The following is a 14,631-nucleotide window of genomic DNA, read 5'->3' as shown; positions in this document are numbered from 1 at the left end:
GAATTATGAATGCGGTTACTTGCCATGGCACCCTGTTGTCCATCTTCAGTTTCTCCTCTCAAAACTTATTCATCAGTAAAATAATAATGTGAATTAATTGTACGTATTTATTAGGTTAATTCATTTCAGTATATGTATCTTTCTCCCTTGAAAACCTTTATAAATAAGGTTTTAATTAAAAAAATAATAACTCTTTAAATTTAAACACATGGCAACAGCAAAAAAGGCTGCTCCAAAAAAAGCAGCAAAAAAAGCAGCAAGAAAACCAAATGCAGCTTTTATGACGCCACTTGCACCCAATGAAAAACTGGCTGCAGTAATTGGCGATAAGGCAGCACCCCGTACGGAAATCGTAAAGAAAATATGGGATTATATTAAGAAGAATAACCTGCAGGACGCGAAGAACAAACGTATGATTAATGCAGATGCAAAACTGAAACCTTTATTTGGTAAAGACCAGGTTTCTATGTTTGACTTAGCTAAGATTGTTAATGATAATATCAAGAAATAATTTTTGCTTGCTAACAAAATATATAAACTGCGAAGTGTAAAAGCTTCGCAGTTTTTGTTTATCAGCTATTGTTATCTTTTCAGATGAATATTGCTTTGATAGCAGCAGTTGTTTATATGTTTCAATAATTATTTTATTGAAACATAATTAAGTGCCCGCTGATTATTTTCCTGTTGATCGCTAACAACTCGTTAGCGTAATAAATAAGCACCTTATTAAACATTATTAATACTAAATAGCAGTATACCCGCCATCAGCAATAATATAGCTGCCTGTAGTAAAAGACGATTTGTCTGAGCTCAGGAAAACTACAAGGTCTGCAATCTCTTCTACGGTACCTAACCTGTTCATCGTGGCTTTTGCCGCTATTGCCTTCATCGTGGCATCATCCAGGTTATTTTCAAGTAAAGGTGTTTTTATATAGCCCGGCCCAACTGCATTACAACGAATATTTTGCTGCCCGTATTCAGCCGCAATATTTTTGGTAAGCCCCACCACTCCATGTTTGGCAGCAGTATAAGCACAGTTGCCCGGCGCAGCAACCAGGCCATGTATGGAAGCCATATTAACAATGCTGCCTCCGCCGTTTTTCAGCATCTGTTCAATCTGGTAACGGCAGCCATAAAATACACCGCTCAGGTTAATGGCAATCACTTTATCCCATCCTTCAATTTCATACGCGCCTGTTGGTGCGGCGGGGCCGCCTATACCGGCATTATTACAGGCAATATCAAGCCGGCCATATTTAGCCACAGTATCTTCCACCAGCTTTTTATTACTTGCCGCTTTCGACGAATCTGCTTTCACAAAAAAGGCTTCGCCGCCATTCTCTATAATGGCGTCAGTAACTGCCTGCCCATGTGTTTCGTTAATATCAGAAACAATAACTTTAGCGCCTTCTTTTGCGTAGGCTTCAGCAATGGCCTTGCCAATGCCTGAGCCTGCGCCGGATACGATGGCCACTTTACCTGTTAATAATGACATAGCTTAAAATTTATGATTAAGAATAGTGTATCTGTACAAAAGGCAAACCCAAAAGTGATTGCCGGTATTGATTTAATTTTAAATTAAAACTGTGTTTACATTTCATAGGTTTCCGGCCTGAATAAATATAAATTTAAAAGATGCTGAAACGTTTTTTGTCAATGAAAAAAATATTTGTCTGCGCTGGTGTATTATTTTTCTTTTTTAAAGGAACAACGCAGCCACCACGCATTGTTAACATCATTAATTTCATCCGTTTGCTTGAACCAAGAGATTCAGCCATTACAGAAGATGTATTGTATCAAACTGTGGTGAAGCAAATAGAATTAATGCGCAAGCATCATCTTGGTGGCACTTTTCTGCTGCAGTATGATGCATTAATGGATGCGCGTTATCAAAAACTTTTAAAAGCGCTTCCAAAAGATAGTTTTGAAATTGGCGCATGGTGGGAAATACCACAACCGCTTGTTGAAAATGCAGGTATGAAATGGCGTGGCCGTTACCCGTGGGACTGGCATGCTGATGTTGGTTTTTCAACCGGTTATACGCCGCAGGAAAGAGAAAAACTGGTGGATAGATACATGAAAGATTTCAGGTCAGTATTTGGATATTATCCGCAATCGGTTGCTTCGTGGTTTATTGATGCACATAGTTTGAATTATATGTATGAAAGATACCACATTGTTGCTTCTGCCAATTGCAAGGATCAATATGGTACAGATGGATACACCTTATGGGGCGGTTACTGGAACCAGGCATATTATCCCAGCAAACACAATGCTTATATGCCTGCGCAGCACGCTGATAAACAAATACCGGTACCTGTTTTCAGAATGCTCGGCAGCGACCCCATTCGCCAGTATGATAATGGTTTAGAAAATGAACGGCAGGGTGTGGTTACATTAGAACCCGTATATCCGGCTGCCGGCGGCGATGCTGCATGGGTGCATTGGTTCTTTCAGCAATTTGTAAATGGCGCTTCCATGGCCTTTGCTTATACACAGGCGGGGCAGGAAAATTCTTTTACATGGCCTGCCATGTCAAAAGGCCTTGAACTGCAATTTCCTTTAATTGAACGTTTGCGTGATGAGAAAAAAGTAAAGGTTGAAACGCTCGCAGCATCCGGCAAATGGTTTAAAGAACAGTTTAAGCTCACCCCGCCAACATCTGTTGTTGCTATTGAAGACCTGCCTGGCGGTAACAAAAAAACGGTTTGGTTCAACAGCCGTTTTTATCGTGTCAATTTATTGTGGGATAGCGGCCACCTGCGTTTCCGAGATATACATTTGTTTAATGAAAACCTTGCATCGAAATATGAAACGGAAGTAGCCACAAGTAATGAATGCACTTTCTTTACATTACCATTACTGGATGGTTATTTATGGAGCAGCCATGATTTTTTTGCAGGCCTGCGTTTCAGGGCAATTATTAATGGAAAGGAAACCGATCTCACCGGAGGTGATCCAATCGTATCAGATAAAGTTAAAGGTGTACTTACCGTTTCATGGCCTTTAAAAAATGCAAGCGGCAGTTTACAGTTTGTGTTTACAGAAGATAAAATCCAGGTATCATTAATGGATAATACATCGCTTAAATGGTATCTCGATTTTAAAGCTGCGGAAAATAAAATATTGCCTTTTACAGACATCAACCCAAAACATATAAGTGCAGCATTTGAAGGCACCAATTATAAACTGCTGGCGGAACAGGGCAGCTTTGAAAAAGATAAAAGTGATAAAACTTTTCTTATACAACCATATAATCAAAAGCTGGTGTTAAGCTTTGATAACGGAAGCAGTAACTAAATCCCTATTGACTTCGCTGTTTTTAAAATAGTTGTGCTGAACCCGTTGTTCTGATCATTAAAAATTTTCTTAAAACTATCAGCCGCACATTTTTTTAATATCCCTGCTTTATTACCTTGGCGGCACAAAATTGCAAACACTGCTGCAATAAACTGCTTTTGCCTTTATAACGTAAAAGCTGCTTATATAATAAATGAAGCTATTATTTCAATCATAATAATTTTTATTTATTAAGGTATGTTCGCAGAATCTACAATTATCAGCCGGCGCGGTATGCGCCCCTTCAGTTTACTCATTTGTTTTTTCCTGTTTGCAGGCTTATGTTTTTTTCTACCGTTATCAGCACAAACAACCGCGGGTGCTTCAGCGCCATCTTCGTTCACTTCAAACCTTATAAATATTGAGGCGGCCGTTAGTGAAACATTCCGTTACAACGCAAACCTGCACAATGGTTCTCCGGAAACACGCATATACGATTTATATGCGCAGGTGCCCGAGGGGTGGCTCATTGCATTCCGCACTATGGGCAGCCAGGTATCTTCTGTAAGTGTTGATGCCGGCAAAACGCAGGATATAAGTATTGAAATAAATGCCAGCCAGGTGGCAAAGCCTGCCAGGTACAATATACCGGTGATGGCCATCTCTTCAAAAGATACGCTGCGGCTAAACCTGCAGGCGGTGGTAAAAGGCGCTTATGGCATCAATCTTTCAACTCCAACCGGGCTTTTAAGCGATGATATAACCGAAGGCAGCAAAAGAGAAATTCATCTTGTGGTAGCGAATACCGGAACCATTCCTTTAAAAGAAATTGATCTTTCGGCACAAACACCTGCCAAATGGCAGGCGAGCTTTGAGCCTTCCAAAATAGCACAAGTAGAGCCCGGTAAAACGGCTGATGTAACGGCAACCTTAACAGTGCCTGATAAAACCATTGCCGGTGATTATGTAACTGTATTCACTGCCAAAAACAGTAATGCCAGTTCCGATGCCACCTTCAGGATGACGGTTAAAACTTCCATACTCTCCGGCTGGATTGGCATTATAGTGATCCTGCTGGCTGTATTCCTTGTATACCGCCTCATTCGCAAATACGGAAGGAGATAAGATTATGGAAAATGCTGTAATACAGTTGCAGGGATTAACCAAATGCTATGGTAATCTCAAAGCAGTTGATGATCTTAATCTCGGGATAAGCAAAGGCGAAATATTCGGACTGCTCGGCCCGAATGGTGCTGGCAAAACCACAGCCATATTAATGATGATGGGGCTTACAGAACCTACTGGCGGCACCGCTTACGTTTGCGGTTATAATGCCACCGCCAACCCAATTGCCGTTAAACGAAAGGTGGGTTATATGCCGGATAGTGTGGGCTTTTATGATGGTATGACGGCGCTGGAAAACCTGCTCTATATCGCAAGGCTGAATGGCGTTGTTGAAGCTGAAGTAAAAGAAAGGGCGCATGATATGCTGAAGGAGGTAGGCCTGGGTGCTGATATGAATAAAAAGGCCGGCACTTTTTCCCGCGGTATGAAACAGCGGCTTGGCCTTGCCGATGTGCTGATTAAACAGCCTGAAGTTATTATACTCGATGAGCCAACACTCGGCCTTGATCCCAGCGGCGTAAAAGAGTTTCTTGCTTTAATACGGCAGCTAAGCCGCCAGCAGGGATTAACGGTGTTGTTGTCTTCGCATCACCTGCACCAGGTGCAGCAGGTGTGCGACAGGGTGGGCATTTTTGTGGGCGGCAAACTGTTGGTAGAAGGTAACCTTGATAAACTGTCTCGCAATTTATTTGCCGAAGAAAATTATGTGGTGGATATAACTTTAAAAGAACCGGTTGCAACACCCTGGAACCTGGAGCCTGCCTTGCTGCAGCTGGAAGCGGTAAAGAAGGTTGCAATTAACGGTAACCGTATTGAGGTTGCCTGCTCACAGGATATAACGCCGGATATCGTACGCTTTTTTGTGAAGGAGCATTTTGATATAACCGGTGTGCAGCAAAAAGAATATGGCCTCGATGAAATTTATCAAAAATATTTTGAAAACAATCTAACAGAGAATGCAGATGAAAACTCCGGATTTTTCTTTCAAAAATCCTTTCTTCAAAAAAATAAGCAGTAACCAGCCACACACGGCTATAAACCCGTTCCGGGTAATGGTGCATAAAGAAATTGCCGATCATATACGAAGCTGGCGCTTTACTGTATTGCTGGCTTTAATTGTGCTTACTTTTTTGGGATCGATGTATGTTTCATTAAGCAACATAGCAACGGCTGTGGCCAATGCAAAAGATCCCGATCATCTTTTTCTTTATTTGAAATTATTAACCACCACCGATGGCACATTGCCGCCATTTCATGTGTTCCTTAATTTCCTAGGGCCTTTATTAGGTATTGGTTTGGGGTTTGATGCCATCAATTCAGAACAAAACAGCGGTACGCTTATACGGCTCATGGCGCAGCCTGTTTACAGGGATAATGTATTGCTGTCAAAATTTATAAGTGCATTGATCATTGTAAGCACCCTGTTCTTTTCGCTTGTTTTATTAATGATTGGCGGCGGCTTATTCATTGCCGGTGTGCGCATTGAGCCGGAAGAAATACTGCGCATCCTTTCTTTTATGGCATTGAGCATTGTTTATGTTGCCTTCTGGTTAAGTCTCTCCATTTTGCTGTCTGTAAAATTTAAGCAGGCTGCAACATCGGCGTTAACGGCCATTGGCATCTGGTTATTCTTTACCATTTTTTACCAGATGATTGTAAACATGATCGCCAAAGGGCTGTTACCTAACCCTGCTTTTATTTCACCCGGACAAACACTTTATTACAACAATATTGTATTGAATATGCTGAGGCTGGCGCCGGGCAGGCTTTATACCGATGCAGTAACCACGCTGCTCATGCCCTCGGTGAGAAGCCTTGGCCCGCTTACCATGGAGCAATTGGCCGGCGCTATTCCTTCCCCGCTGCCGTTTAAAGAAAGCCTGATGATTGTGTGGCCGCAGGTAAGTGGATTGATAGCAGCTACCGTTGTATGTTTTGCCTGGTCGTATTATTTGTTTATGCGCAGGGAGATAAGGAACTGATGGCGTAAAATGTTATGCACGGTTACACAATTATCTTTTGGCGCAGGAATAAACGGAATAAACTTTACACTGTTTGATAGAGGTCTGTGGCCAAACAGCACCAGTATTTGGTTTACGCTTCGTGGGAAGTGCAATAAATATCACTATAAGAAGCATGCAACTGGAGGCTTGTAAATACCGCAGCGTTAGTATGGAGGCTATACAGAGGGCGGATATTCCAGATAATTTTTCCAGAATGGGTCATAATTCTTCTCAGCTTTTGCGCTCATCAGACATTAAGCTCTTCAACATTAGTAATTATCTTCCACATCTTTTTTTAATAAGCATTTGGCAAAGACAAACAAGGGTTAAAGCTATATACCAGAATTGTAAAACGACAACCACAGAAAAAATGAATTTCATAAGAAAACATTGGTATGACGTAGGAGGACTAATTTCAATATTGATTTTAACCATTGTGTACAAACACTTTAAGGATTTGTCAGATTACCAGGTTGTAATGTGGTTAAGTTTAGTTTCTCTTTTATTCCATCAATTGGAGGAGTATAGAATTGTTGGGACTTTTCCGGGAATGGTTAATCGTGTAATGTATAATAGTGATTTGCCAGACAGATTTCCTCTTAATACAAACACATCCGTTTACGTAAATGTTCTGGTGGGCTGGACAACTTATTTTCTTGCAGCTTTTTTTGCAGAGAAAGCAATTTGGCTGGGTATTGCAACAATCCTTATATCGTTAGGCAATATAATTGCACATACGATAGTTTTTAACATAAAGGGAAAGACCATTTATAATGCTGGCCTGGCAACATCCTGGCTGTTTTTTGCACCTGGCATTTTTTTCTTCTTTTCAATTATCCACAAAGAGAACCTGGCAACCAGCCTTGACTATTTTATTGGCATTCCATTAGGTGTAGTATTAAACGTTGTTGGGATACTTAAACTTATTGACTGGTGTGCAGACAAAAACACAAAATATATTTTTGAACAACGAAACTTACTGCCGCAAGACAAAAAAACAAGAGCTAATAACTAAACATTCGATGCGGCAACAATAGCCAGGCCTGTACATATTGACAAGGTAAATAAAGGGCGCCAGGCTTTATAAACTGTACATTAAAACTTATTTGCCGGTTTGTTTATAGCAATGGGCGGAAAACAGTCAGCCGTTTTATTTATCTTGAACCGGAATCGTTGCAACCTATTAAACAAGCTTATGCATAATTTAAAATTAACTGCCCGTATTTTTTATGGCGCAGGTATTGCAGGCATTGGTGCACTGCATTTTTTTTATCCCGGGTTCAGGCCGGTAATTTTACCCGTGCCGCCTGCGGCTACAATGCATTTAAGCGTGCTTGTGTACGTAACAGGCGTCTTTCTTTTAATAACGGGATTATTGATAGCCTTTGGTAAATATGTACATACAACTGCACTGCTGCTCGCACTGGTATTGTTTTTATTTTTTGTAGGCGGTCATTTACCGAACAGGTTAACCAACATGATAAACGTGTTAGGTGCATGGACAGATGCTTTGAAACTGCTGGCACTTTGCGGTGGTGCATTGATAGTTGCCCGTGCCTTTCCCGGCAATGCAAATACCGGTTTTATGCATACATTATATAAGACATCTTTTTTGGGAAGATGTTTTTTTGGGTTGATGTTATTGCTATTCGGCATAGATCATTTTTTATATACTGATCTTGTAAAAACATTGGTTCCCGCCTGGATACCGGGTGCATTGTTCTGGACGTATGTTGCCGGCATTGCATTAATAGGTGCAGGGCTTTCCTTCATCACCAATATTAAAAGAAAGCCGGTGGCGCTTTTGGCGGGCACCATGTTGTTTTTGTGGCTCATCCTGTTACATATACCAAGAGCCGTTACCATGGATACATCAACAGATCCAAACGAAATTGTAAGCATGTTTGAATGTCTTGCCTTTAGTGGCATGGCGTTGCTGTTGTATTTTGAATAATCGTTCTCTATGGGAACGATTATTAAGTATCGTCTCGCTCAATCAGGCTATGCATTATTCTGCACAATAACTTTTATTATTATAAATGCCAATCCAACTAACGTAAACAGAAATGTTCAAACGCTTCTGTACGTTCACAATGTAAGAATTGGCTTCATTTATTTGAAATGACAAGCCTGTATGATGAGATTTTTAAGCGGTTTAATATACGCATCACTAAGGGAAATGAAATCGAAGCGTTTGCAATAATGCCCAATCATTTGCACCTCTTAATTTTTGTAAAGAAACAAACAACATCAATATGCGCTGGCAAATGGAAGGCGTTTAGCGCATCGGCCGCTTGCTGGACTGAAAGTTTTACTGATAATTATTTTAAAATGAATTATTCAATATTGCTTATTGTTGTTCAAAATCATTTTCATACACTACTTTTCCATCTGTTCCCCTGAGAGAAATGTCGTCAATCTCGCAAAGACCATTTGACGTAAACGTCAGGCCTGTAATAAGGCCGCCCGATCTTGTGTAAGCGGCTGAAAATATTTCCCGGTTACCTATAAAAATCCGCGCTGTTTTATTCTGTACAATCACTTCCATATCCTGCCACTGGTAGATATCCACACCGAAAGAAGACAAATCCGTTGTTTTACCATTTAATAAATGCTCACCAACATTTACGCCGGTGTTGCTGGTGCAGCCGGGAAGCGTAGTGAAAAAATAAAGTGAATTGCTCTGTTCGCATATTTCAGGCATAATCATCGGGCACGTTACATTATTAACCGCCTTAAACCTTATCCTCGCCTTCAATATAAAATTGTCGGATTCTACGTTACATGCTTCAGGAAATAAAGTATAGTAATAAAAGTTAGGCAGTTCAGGATTTACTTTGCTGGCGACAATATCATCACGCGTTAATGATAGCACGCCATTTTTTACCGGCATCTTTGGTGTTATACGGGAAGGTAAACCCTTAAACAATCCCGGCTTACTAAAAAAGAACCATCCTTTGGTTGGAATACTAACATCAATTGTTTTAACCACTTGATCGTTCACCATCAGCTTTGCATTGTGATAGCCGGGTTCATAGTAAATATCAGTAAGCGTATGTTTGTTTTTTTCAATTTTCACCCGCCTGTCCCTGTCCCATGATTGCTGAATAAAAAAGCTATCACCATTTACCTTAGTAACATCATACGTAAACACTACAGTGTTTGGAATATCGTTACTTGTTGTTTTCTTCACTGAAAATGAAACATCCTTTTCTTCAACATTTCCAGGTTTTAAAAGATAGACCAGCGAGGCACTTAACAGGAAAAGAGTGACTGCAATTACAGGGATGAAAATTCTGTAGGAAAACCGGAATTTTCTTTTTTTTCGATTCACCGTTCCATTAGTGGTGCCCAGGCCAGTTTCCTGCTGTTTAATTTTCCTGAATTCCTGCCAGCTTCCATACCCCAGATAAGCAGTGATGGCATTTAGCGTGGCGGCCTGTGGTAAATGATTAAACTGCCCGTTCAATAAGCGTTTGATGGTAGAAATGCTGATGAGTACGCCGGTACTGTTTTCAATCTCGTTGGATAAAAATTCAAAGTCGCGCTGCCGTAGTGCTTTAGCATCTGCATAACCGGACTTATGACTAATCTCGGCAAGGCAAATTTTTACCAGCTCTTTATCACTCAAACCCGTTTGGTTGCTGTTTGAATGGCTTTTGAACGGGTTTTGAAGCAAAAATCCAGGCATATACATCCATTTTTGAAACCGTAATCAAATAAAACTAATCATTAAACTTTTATCAAATGAACCGATTTTGGCAAGCGGTACTGCTCACTACATTAGTGGCAGGCACACTGGATATTATTTCTGCACATGTAGACCAAACCATTCGTACGGGCAACTTCCCGTCTAAAATGTTCTATGCTATTGCCGGTGGCGCCATAGGATTAGAAAGAGCTTTTGCAAGCGGGAAGGCAGTGTTGTTGCTCGGCGTTTTTATTCATTATTTTATTTCTTTTCTGTTTACGCTATTTTATTTCCTGGTTTATCCGGCAGTTAAAAAAGTTTTACCAAACAAATTTTTGAATGGCTTTTTATACGCGCTGTTTGCCCAGTCTGTCATGACTTTTATTGTTATGCCGCTGACCGCATTTCCGAAAAAGCCTTTTGTTTTTACAATCGATACGGTAATAGGCATTTTGATATTTACAGTTGTATTCACTTTGCCTATATCATTCATGGCGGATAAGTATTACCGGAAAAAGGAAATGAGATTGTCTGAAGCAACCGTTAGTTAATGGTGTTTATATACTCTTGTACCTGGCGCAAGTGTGCGTAGCAATGGATTTGCTGTTGGTACTTGTGATTATATCCTGGGCTCAAAAGCTATACGACTTATACTTGTGCCAGTACAGCGCATACTATGAATGCATGAATACTTTATCATTCATGCTAACCCAATGGCTTCCACGGCCTGAATACGCCGAGTGTAGTGGCGACTATTAAGGCAACTACATCATAAATAGCGCCGGCTATAAGTTTAGTTTCTGCACCGCCTGTACCATTCAGCATGGCCTCCATTCCGCCTTTTAATACGAATGCGCCCACCAGGATCACTGAAATAATCAGCGTGAATTTAACCATCACCCAGGGGTATTTAAACAATTTCCATTTGGTGATGAAGGTTAGCCACAGGCCGCTTAATAGTGCGGCGAAGCTTAAAGGGATGCCAAACATAAAAGCAAGCATTTGCAATACTTCATAAGAGGCCTTTGCAGCAACAGGGTCTGTGATATGTGCCGAATGAACCGCTACGGCAAGGTAACCAGACGAATCGCCCAATAAACCTACAGAAACATAATGTGTAAGGTTAAAACTGATTTGATGAGCCATGGTGATCCTGATTTCATTTTCCACTTGTTTAGTTTGAATAATAATCAGCCTGGCCTGGCGATGTTATTCTATATCCCTTTTATATCACGGGCCACTAATGCCAGGCCGTTAGTGAACTGATGCCCGCCGTTGCCTGTTTCGCGGAAAACAGCCCACGGCACCTGTTGCTGGTAAATGGTGAAATGTTGATAGGGAACAACTTCATCGTCTTTGCACTGATAGAAAAACAAAGGCGTATTTGCCGGAAGTTTTGCTGCAAAATCTTTCTTTAGTTTGAGCGGTTGCACCCAGTCTTCCGTGCCGCTCCAGAAAGGCGGCGCCATAAGAAAAACGCCTGTAATATTTTTACCGTCTTTATATTCTGAAAGATATTTCAGCAACATGGAAGCGCCGAGCGAATGCCCTGCCACAATAACCCCGTCTTCAAAAGAAGCGATCTCTTTTTCCATTGTATTCAACCATTGCGGAACAAAATCTTCAACGGTTTCATCAGGAAGCATGCGGGGATAATGCACTGTATAATCCTTGCCCAGTTCTGTTTGCAATGCGGCCACCAATGTTGCATCTGCTTCATAACCGCCATTGCCGCCGCCCTGTATAAATAATACCTGCTTTAGGTGCATCGTTTTGTTTTTATAGGTTAAATGTCCAGGTTATTATACCCGTTATCGTTTTGAACGGTTGTTTTTTCCACCCGGTCAAAAATAGCCAGTTTTATTTTGATGCCAGGTGCTGCTTCATTCATCGCTTTACTTCAACTATGAAGGCATGTTTTTATTTGAAATATTACATGCTTTTCCCGGGATTCTCTATTCTTATTTAAGCATGCCCTGGTGAATTTTGCAACTGTAATCATCATTCATAAAACAATACAAAAATGACGAACATTGCTTCTTTATTACTCCGCTTATCGCTGTCTGCCGGCTTCTTATCAGCAGTGGCAAGCCGCCTCAATATTTTTTATAAAAACGCCGCCGGTTGGCAGGGCTTTTTGCAGTATACGGCACAGGTGAACTCCTTTTTGCCACAAAGCTTTATACCTGTTGTAGCCGTTATAAGCACCATACTTGAAACCATTTTAGCGCTATTGCTGCTTTTCGGTTATCAAACGCGTTATGCGGCCACAGGCACTGCCATATTAACCTTATTGTTTGCAGTTGCCATGGCCATATCATCCGGCATTAAAGAACCCTTGGATTATTCCGTATTTGCTTTTAGTGCCGGTGCATTTTTATTGTCCACTTTGCCGTCTTACAGGTGGAGTATCGACCGGCTTTTATCACAATAATTAATTGAATAAAACACATAGATCATGAAAACAAACATCCAGGATTACATTGTAAAAACATCAGCAAAAACATGGGAACCGCTTATAGAAAAAGGCGTGCATTATAAAGGCGTATGGGTGCAATCGTTGCTGTATAATGAAGAAAAAGGACGATCCACCACGATTAAATTAAAGTTTGAACCCGGCGCTTCCTATCCTTATCACAATCATCCCGCCGGTGAGGAAGCTTTTGTTTTGGAAGGCGAAGCTTATTTTAACGATGCCAAACTTGCTGCAGGCGATTATCTCTATACACCACCGGGATTTAAACACGCTGTTACATCAGAAAAAGGGTGCGTCATATTTTTTATGTTACCGGAAGAAGTGGAGCTTTTATAAAGCTGGTACTGGAAAATGATTTGCTTACCCGCAATGTCTCCTGGCCCTGCTTTGTGCAGGAAAAGGACATCGCGGTTTCATGTAGGCAATCTTGTAATTTGTTTCAACCGTTAATTATAATCGTTTAAAAATTTATGAACACTGGCGCAAGTATAAGTAGCAATGGATTGTGCTGTTGGTACTTGTGCTTATACCTATTTAAACGTTGCGTGCAAGGCACACGTAGCTGCGCTCAAAAGCTCTGCGACTTATGTTTGCGCCAGTAGGTGGCAATCGCCTGCGCCTCGTCCGTACCTCGTTCGCTCCATCTTCGCTGTGGGGGTAAGCAAGGCGAACATGGTACGAAGGAGAAACGAAGAAAGGGTTTTTGGAAAAAATGTGTCTTATACTGAAAAAATTTACAGTTTTAGGGTTAATACTGAATGAGGTTTACAGCAGGTTCTTACCTCGCAGAAGGTAAATGCCGGCCGGCCATCCTATCGCCACTGTTTAATTTCACTTATTTGAATAGTAGGCTGGATATTGGTATACTTTTTTATGTCGCTGCGGATGGTATCTATGTTTTGCTCAATTGCTTTATTGTATTCGGTCACATCATGCACATAAAAATAGCCTACAGCTGTAAAAGGGGCTTTGCCATCGGCTGTACGGCCGGATATACCTTTATCAATTTCATAAAAAGCCAGGTTCTTTCCTATAAACCCTGCCACCATCGGCATGTGGTTTTGTTCATAATAATCCATGTCGAAGCTCGTATTTTCCCCGGCCGGGTAAAGTATCATCACTTTAAACATGCCGCGCTTTGGAATGGCCGTACTGGTTGGCCGGCTTGTCTGGCAGGCCGTTACAGCTGTTACGGTGAAGCATAGTAAGAGAAATTGTAGTTTAGTCATTTGTCTTTGTTTATGATGGAAAATGAATGGTTAGATGACCGGTGTTTGACTGCTGCAGGTAACTGCTAACATGAGATAAATATACGCAACTCTGAATTGCTGTTATTGACGCCTGTATTGTACGATTTCCGGCGGGCGTTTTATATTGTCACCCGAACGCGTTTTTTAATGCTGCTCTTTTTATCACCGTACTTATGTGGGGTTGTCCACTTATAGCAAAGTATTTTATTGCTGATGGTTACGGTGCCCAAACAGGCATCATTGTTTGCCGCATCACATGGCTTATCTTTTTCAATGATAAATTGCATTGCCCCTGTTTTTAAATTATGTACTACTAACACCGTATCTGACAACGCTTCTGTTACGAATAAGTTGTGTGCTTTGTCAAAATAAAGTCCATTATTAAACTCCTGCACTTGTTCTTTATTGTTCAACGGCATTTCCAAATTCAACCAGCTACCCGAGCCTGTGTTATAATCTAAAATCAAATAATCTTTATTATCCCACTTTATTCTTAAGCTTTCTGCAAACATTAAATCAAGTGGCGTGTCATAGATCCGTTTTACAGTATCGTTGCCCCAGGTTATTTTAACGGTACTGTCGGAGAATCGTGTCAGCATGTAATAATTGCCATTTTCCGTAACATGCTTTTTCTCAAGATCCTGGATTACCAAAGGGTAAAGGTCTGCATAGTGCGTGGCGCCTTGCCGTTCTGCTTCCTGCAAACTGTCTAACGGTAAACTGCTTTGTTGAGGTGATGAACAAGCAACAAATGTCAACATTATGAAAGATAAAAGTTTGAGAGGTATCATAGTAAATGCAGGCTGG

General features: G+C 40.9%; 16 protein-coding genes. 10 read left to right on the top strand and 6 right to left on the bottom strand.

Annotation, left to right across the window (positions count from 1 at the left end; translation table 11 throughout):
- The first annotated feature begins 208 nt into the window (after positions 1 to 208).
- Complete coding sequence (locus ACTHN6_RS13070; protein ID WP_440436214.1) at positions 209 to 511, top strand: SWIB/MDM2 domain-containing protein; 303 nt, start codon at positions 209 to 211, stop codon at positions 509 to 511.
- Between the two features lie 231 nt (positions 512 to 742).
- Here ACTHN6_RS13070 and ACTHN6_RS13065 read toward each other — a convergent pair whose 3' ends face one another.
- Positions 743 to 1,495, bottom strand: coding sequence for an SDR family NAD(P)-dependent oxidoreductase (locus tag ACTHN6_RS13065; RefSeq protein WP_440436213.1), 753 nt, complete (start codon positions 1,493 to 1,495; stop codon positions 743 to 745).
- Positions 1,496 to 1,656: 161 nt separating this feature from the next.
- On the opposite strand from ACTHN6_RS13065, the gene ACTHN6_RS13060 reads away from it, so the two are divergent.
- The 6 genes from ACTHN6_RS13060 (at position 1,657) to ACTHN6_RS13035 (ending at position 8,361) form a co-directional block, all read left to right on the top strand.
- On the top strand, positions 1,657 to 3,300 hold the full coding sequence (locus ACTHN6_RS13060; RefSeq protein ID WP_440436212.1) for a hypothetical protein: 1,644 nt from the start codon (positions 1,657 to 1,659) through the stop codon (positions 3,298 to 3,300).
- A gap of 237 nt (positions 3,301 to 3,537) precedes the next feature.
- Positions 3,538 to 4,404 (top strand): COG1470 family protein, encoded by an 867-nt coding sequence (locus tag ACTHN6_RS13055; protein ID WP_440436211.1) that lies wholly within the window; start codon positions 3,538 to 3,540, stop codon positions 4,402 to 4,404.
- A gap of 4 nt (positions 4,405 to 4,408) precedes the next feature.
- On the top strand, positions 4,409 to 5,422 hold the full coding sequence (locus ACTHN6_RS13050; RefSeq protein ID WP_440436210.1) for an ABC transporter ATP-binding protein: 1,014 nt from the start codon (positions 4,409 to 4,411) through the stop codon (positions 5,420 to 5,422).
- On the top strand, positions 5,361 to 6,386 hold the full coding sequence (locus ACTHN6_RS13045; protein ID WP_440436209.1) for an ABC transporter permease: 1,026 nt from the start codon (positions 5,361 to 5,363) through the stop codon (positions 6,384 to 6,386). The genes ACTHN6_RS13050 and ACTHN6_RS13045 overlap by 62 nt, the downstream gene beginning before the upstream one ends.
- Positions 6,387 to 6,576: 190 nt before the next feature.
- Positions 6,577 to 7,422, top strand: coding sequence for an HXXEE domain-containing protein (locus ACTHN6_RS13040; protein WP_440436208.1), 846 nt, complete (start codon positions 6,577 to 6,579; stop codon positions 7,420 to 7,422).
- A 180-nt stretch (positions 7,423 to 7,602) separates the two neighbouring features.
- Positions 7,603 to 8,361, top strand: a complete 759-nt coding sequence (locus tag ACTHN6_RS13035) for a hypothetical protein (protein WP_440436207.1) — start codon at positions 7,603 to 7,605, stop codon at positions 8,359 to 8,361.
- A gap of 396 nt (positions 8,362 to 8,757) precedes the next feature.
- On the opposite strand, the gene ACTHN6_RS13030 is transcribed toward ACTHN6_RS13035, so the two are convergent.
- A complete protein-coding gene (locus tag ACTHN6_RS13030) occupies positions 8,758 to 10,098 on the bottom strand; it encodes a hypothetical protein (RefSeq protein ID WP_440436206.1) in 1,341 nt (446 codons plus the stop codon).
- A 56-nt stretch (positions 10,099 to 10,154) separates the two neighbouring features.
- Here ACTHN6_RS13030 and ACTHN6_RS13025 point away from each other — a divergent pair, with 56 nt between their 5' ends.
- On the top strand, positions 10,155 to 10,649 hold the full coding sequence (locus ACTHN6_RS13025; protein ID WP_440436205.1) for a hypothetical protein: 495 nt from the start codon (positions 10,155 to 10,157) through the stop codon (positions 10,647 to 10,649).
- A 154-nt stretch (positions 10,650 to 10,803) separates the two neighbouring features.
- Here ACTHN6_RS13025 and ACTHN6_RS13020 read toward each other — a convergent pair whose 3' ends face one another.
- Both ACTHN6_RS13020 and ACTHN6_RS13015 read right to left on the bottom strand, forming a co-directional pair.
- Positions 10,804 to 11,244 (bottom strand): hypothetical protein, encoded by a 441-nt coding sequence (locus ACTHN6_RS13020; protein WP_440436204.1) that lies wholly within the window; start codon positions 11,242 to 11,244, stop codon positions 10,804 to 10,806.
- 68 nt (positions 11,245 to 11,312) lie between these two features.
- Positions 11,313 to 11,867, bottom strand: coding sequence for an alpha/beta hydrolase (locus tag ACTHN6_RS13015; protein ID WP_440436203.1), 555 nt, complete (start codon positions 11,865 to 11,867; stop codon positions 11,313 to 11,315).
- Positions 11,868 to 12,121: 254 nt separating this feature from the next.
- Here ACTHN6_RS13015 and ACTHN6_RS13010 point away from each other — a divergent pair, with 254 nt between their 5' ends.
- Together ACTHN6_RS13010 and ACTHN6_RS13005 are read left to right on the top strand one after the other, a co-directional pair.
- Positions 12,122 to 12,532 (top strand): DoxX family membrane protein, encoded by a 411-nt coding sequence (locus ACTHN6_RS13010; RefSeq protein WP_440436202.1) that lies wholly within the window; start codon positions 12,122 to 12,124, stop codon positions 12,530 to 12,532.
- Between the two features lie 24 nt (positions 12,533 to 12,556).
- The gene (locus ACTHN6_RS13005; protein ID WP_440436201.1) at positions 12,557 to 12,910 is read left to right on the top strand and encodes a dimethylsulfonioproprionate lyase family protein; all 354 of its coding nucleotides are present in this window, start codon (positions 12,557 to 12,559) and stop codon (positions 12,908 to 12,910) included.
- Between the two features lie 476 nt (positions 12,911 to 13,386).
- Here the strand turns inward: ACTHN6_RS13005 and ACTHN6_RS13000 are convergent, their stop codons facing one another.
- Positions 13,387 to 13,803, bottom strand: coding sequence for an EthD family reductase (locus ACTHN6_RS13000; RefSeq protein ID WP_440436200.1), 417 nt, complete (start codon positions 13,801 to 13,803; stop codon positions 13,387 to 13,389).
- A 140-nt stretch (positions 13,804 to 13,943) separates the two neighbouring features.
- Positions 13,944 to 14,585 (bottom strand): hypothetical protein, encoded by a 642-nt coding sequence (locus tag ACTHN6_RS12995; protein ID WP_440436199.1) that lies wholly within the window; start codon positions 14,583 to 14,585, stop codon positions 13,944 to 13,946.
- Positions 14,586 to 14,631: the final 46 nt, after the last annotated feature.

It is taken from the genome of Parafilimonas sp., from assembly GCF_051953455.1.
Classification (GTDB): domain Bacteria; phylum Bacteroidota; class Bacteroidia; order Chitinophagales; family Chitinophagaceae; genus Parafilimonas.
Note: the sequence above shows the minus strand (reverse complement) of the source record. Positions and strands in the feature narration are given on the sequence as shown.

Bases quoted from the DNA above. Each gene is read 5' to 3' on its own strand.
- ACTHN6_RS13070 (WP_440436214.1), top strand. From the start codon at position 209: ATGGCAACAGCAAAAAAGGCTGCTCCAAAAAAAGCAGCAAAAAAAGCA.
- ACTHN6_RS13065 (WP_440436213.1), bottom strand. From the start codon at position 1,495: ATGTCATTATTAACAGGTAAAGTGGCCATCGTATCCGGCGCAGGCTCA.
- ACTHN6_RS13060 (WP_440436212.1), top strand. From the start codon at position 1,657: ATGAAAAAAATATTTGTCTGCGCTGGTGTATTATTTTTCTTTTTTAAA.
- ACTHN6_RS13055 (WP_440436211.1), top strand. From the start codon at position 3,538: ATGTTCGCAGAATCTACAATTATCAGCCGGCGCGGTATGCGCCCCTTC.
- ACTHN6_RS13050 (WP_440436210.1), top strand. From the start codon at position 4,409: ATGGAAAATGCTGTAATACAGTTGCAGGGATTAACCAAATGCTATGGT.
- ACTHN6_RS13045 (WP_440436209.1), top strand. From the start codon at position 5,361: ATGCAGATGAAAACTCCGGATTTTTCTTTCAAAAATCCTTTCTTCAAA.
- ACTHN6_RS13040 (WP_440436208.1), top strand. From the start codon at position 6,577: ATGGAGGCTATACAGAGGGCGGATATTCCAGATAATTTTTCCAGAATG.
- ACTHN6_RS13035 (WP_440436207.1), top strand. From the start codon at position 7,603: ATGCATAATTTAAAATTAACTGCCCGTATTTTTTATGGCGCAGGTATT.
- ACTHN6_RS13030 (WP_440436206.1), bottom strand. From the start codon at position 10,098: ATGCCTGGATTTTTGCTTCAAAACCCGTTCAAAAGCCATTCAAACAGC.
- ACTHN6_RS13025 (WP_440436205.1), top strand. From the start codon at position 10,155: ATGAACCGATTTTGGCAAGCGGTACTGCTCACTACATTAGTGGCAGGC.
- ACTHN6_RS13020 (WP_440436204.1), bottom strand. From the start codon at position 11,244: ATGGCTCATCAAATCAGTTTTAACCTTACACATTATGTTTCTGTAGGT.
- ACTHN6_RS13015 (WP_440436203.1), bottom strand. From the start codon at position 11,867: ATGCACCTAAAGCAGGTATTATTTATACAGGGCGGCGGCAATGGCGGT.
- ACTHN6_RS13010 (WP_440436202.1), top strand. From the start codon at position 12,122: ATGACGAACATTGCTTCTTTATTACTCCGCTTATCGCTGTCTGCCGGC.
- ACTHN6_RS13005 (WP_440436201.1), top strand. From the start codon at position 12,557: ATGAAAACAAACATCCAGGATTACATTGTAAAAACATCAGCAAAAACA.
- ACTHN6_RS13000 (WP_440436200.1), bottom strand. From the start codon at position 13,803: ATGACTAAACTACAATTTCTCTTACTATGCTTCACCGTAACAGCTGTA.
- ACTHN6_RS12995 (WP_440436199.1), bottom strand. From the start codon at position 14,585: ATGTTGACATTTGTTGCTTGTTCATCACCTCAACAAAGCAGTTTACCG.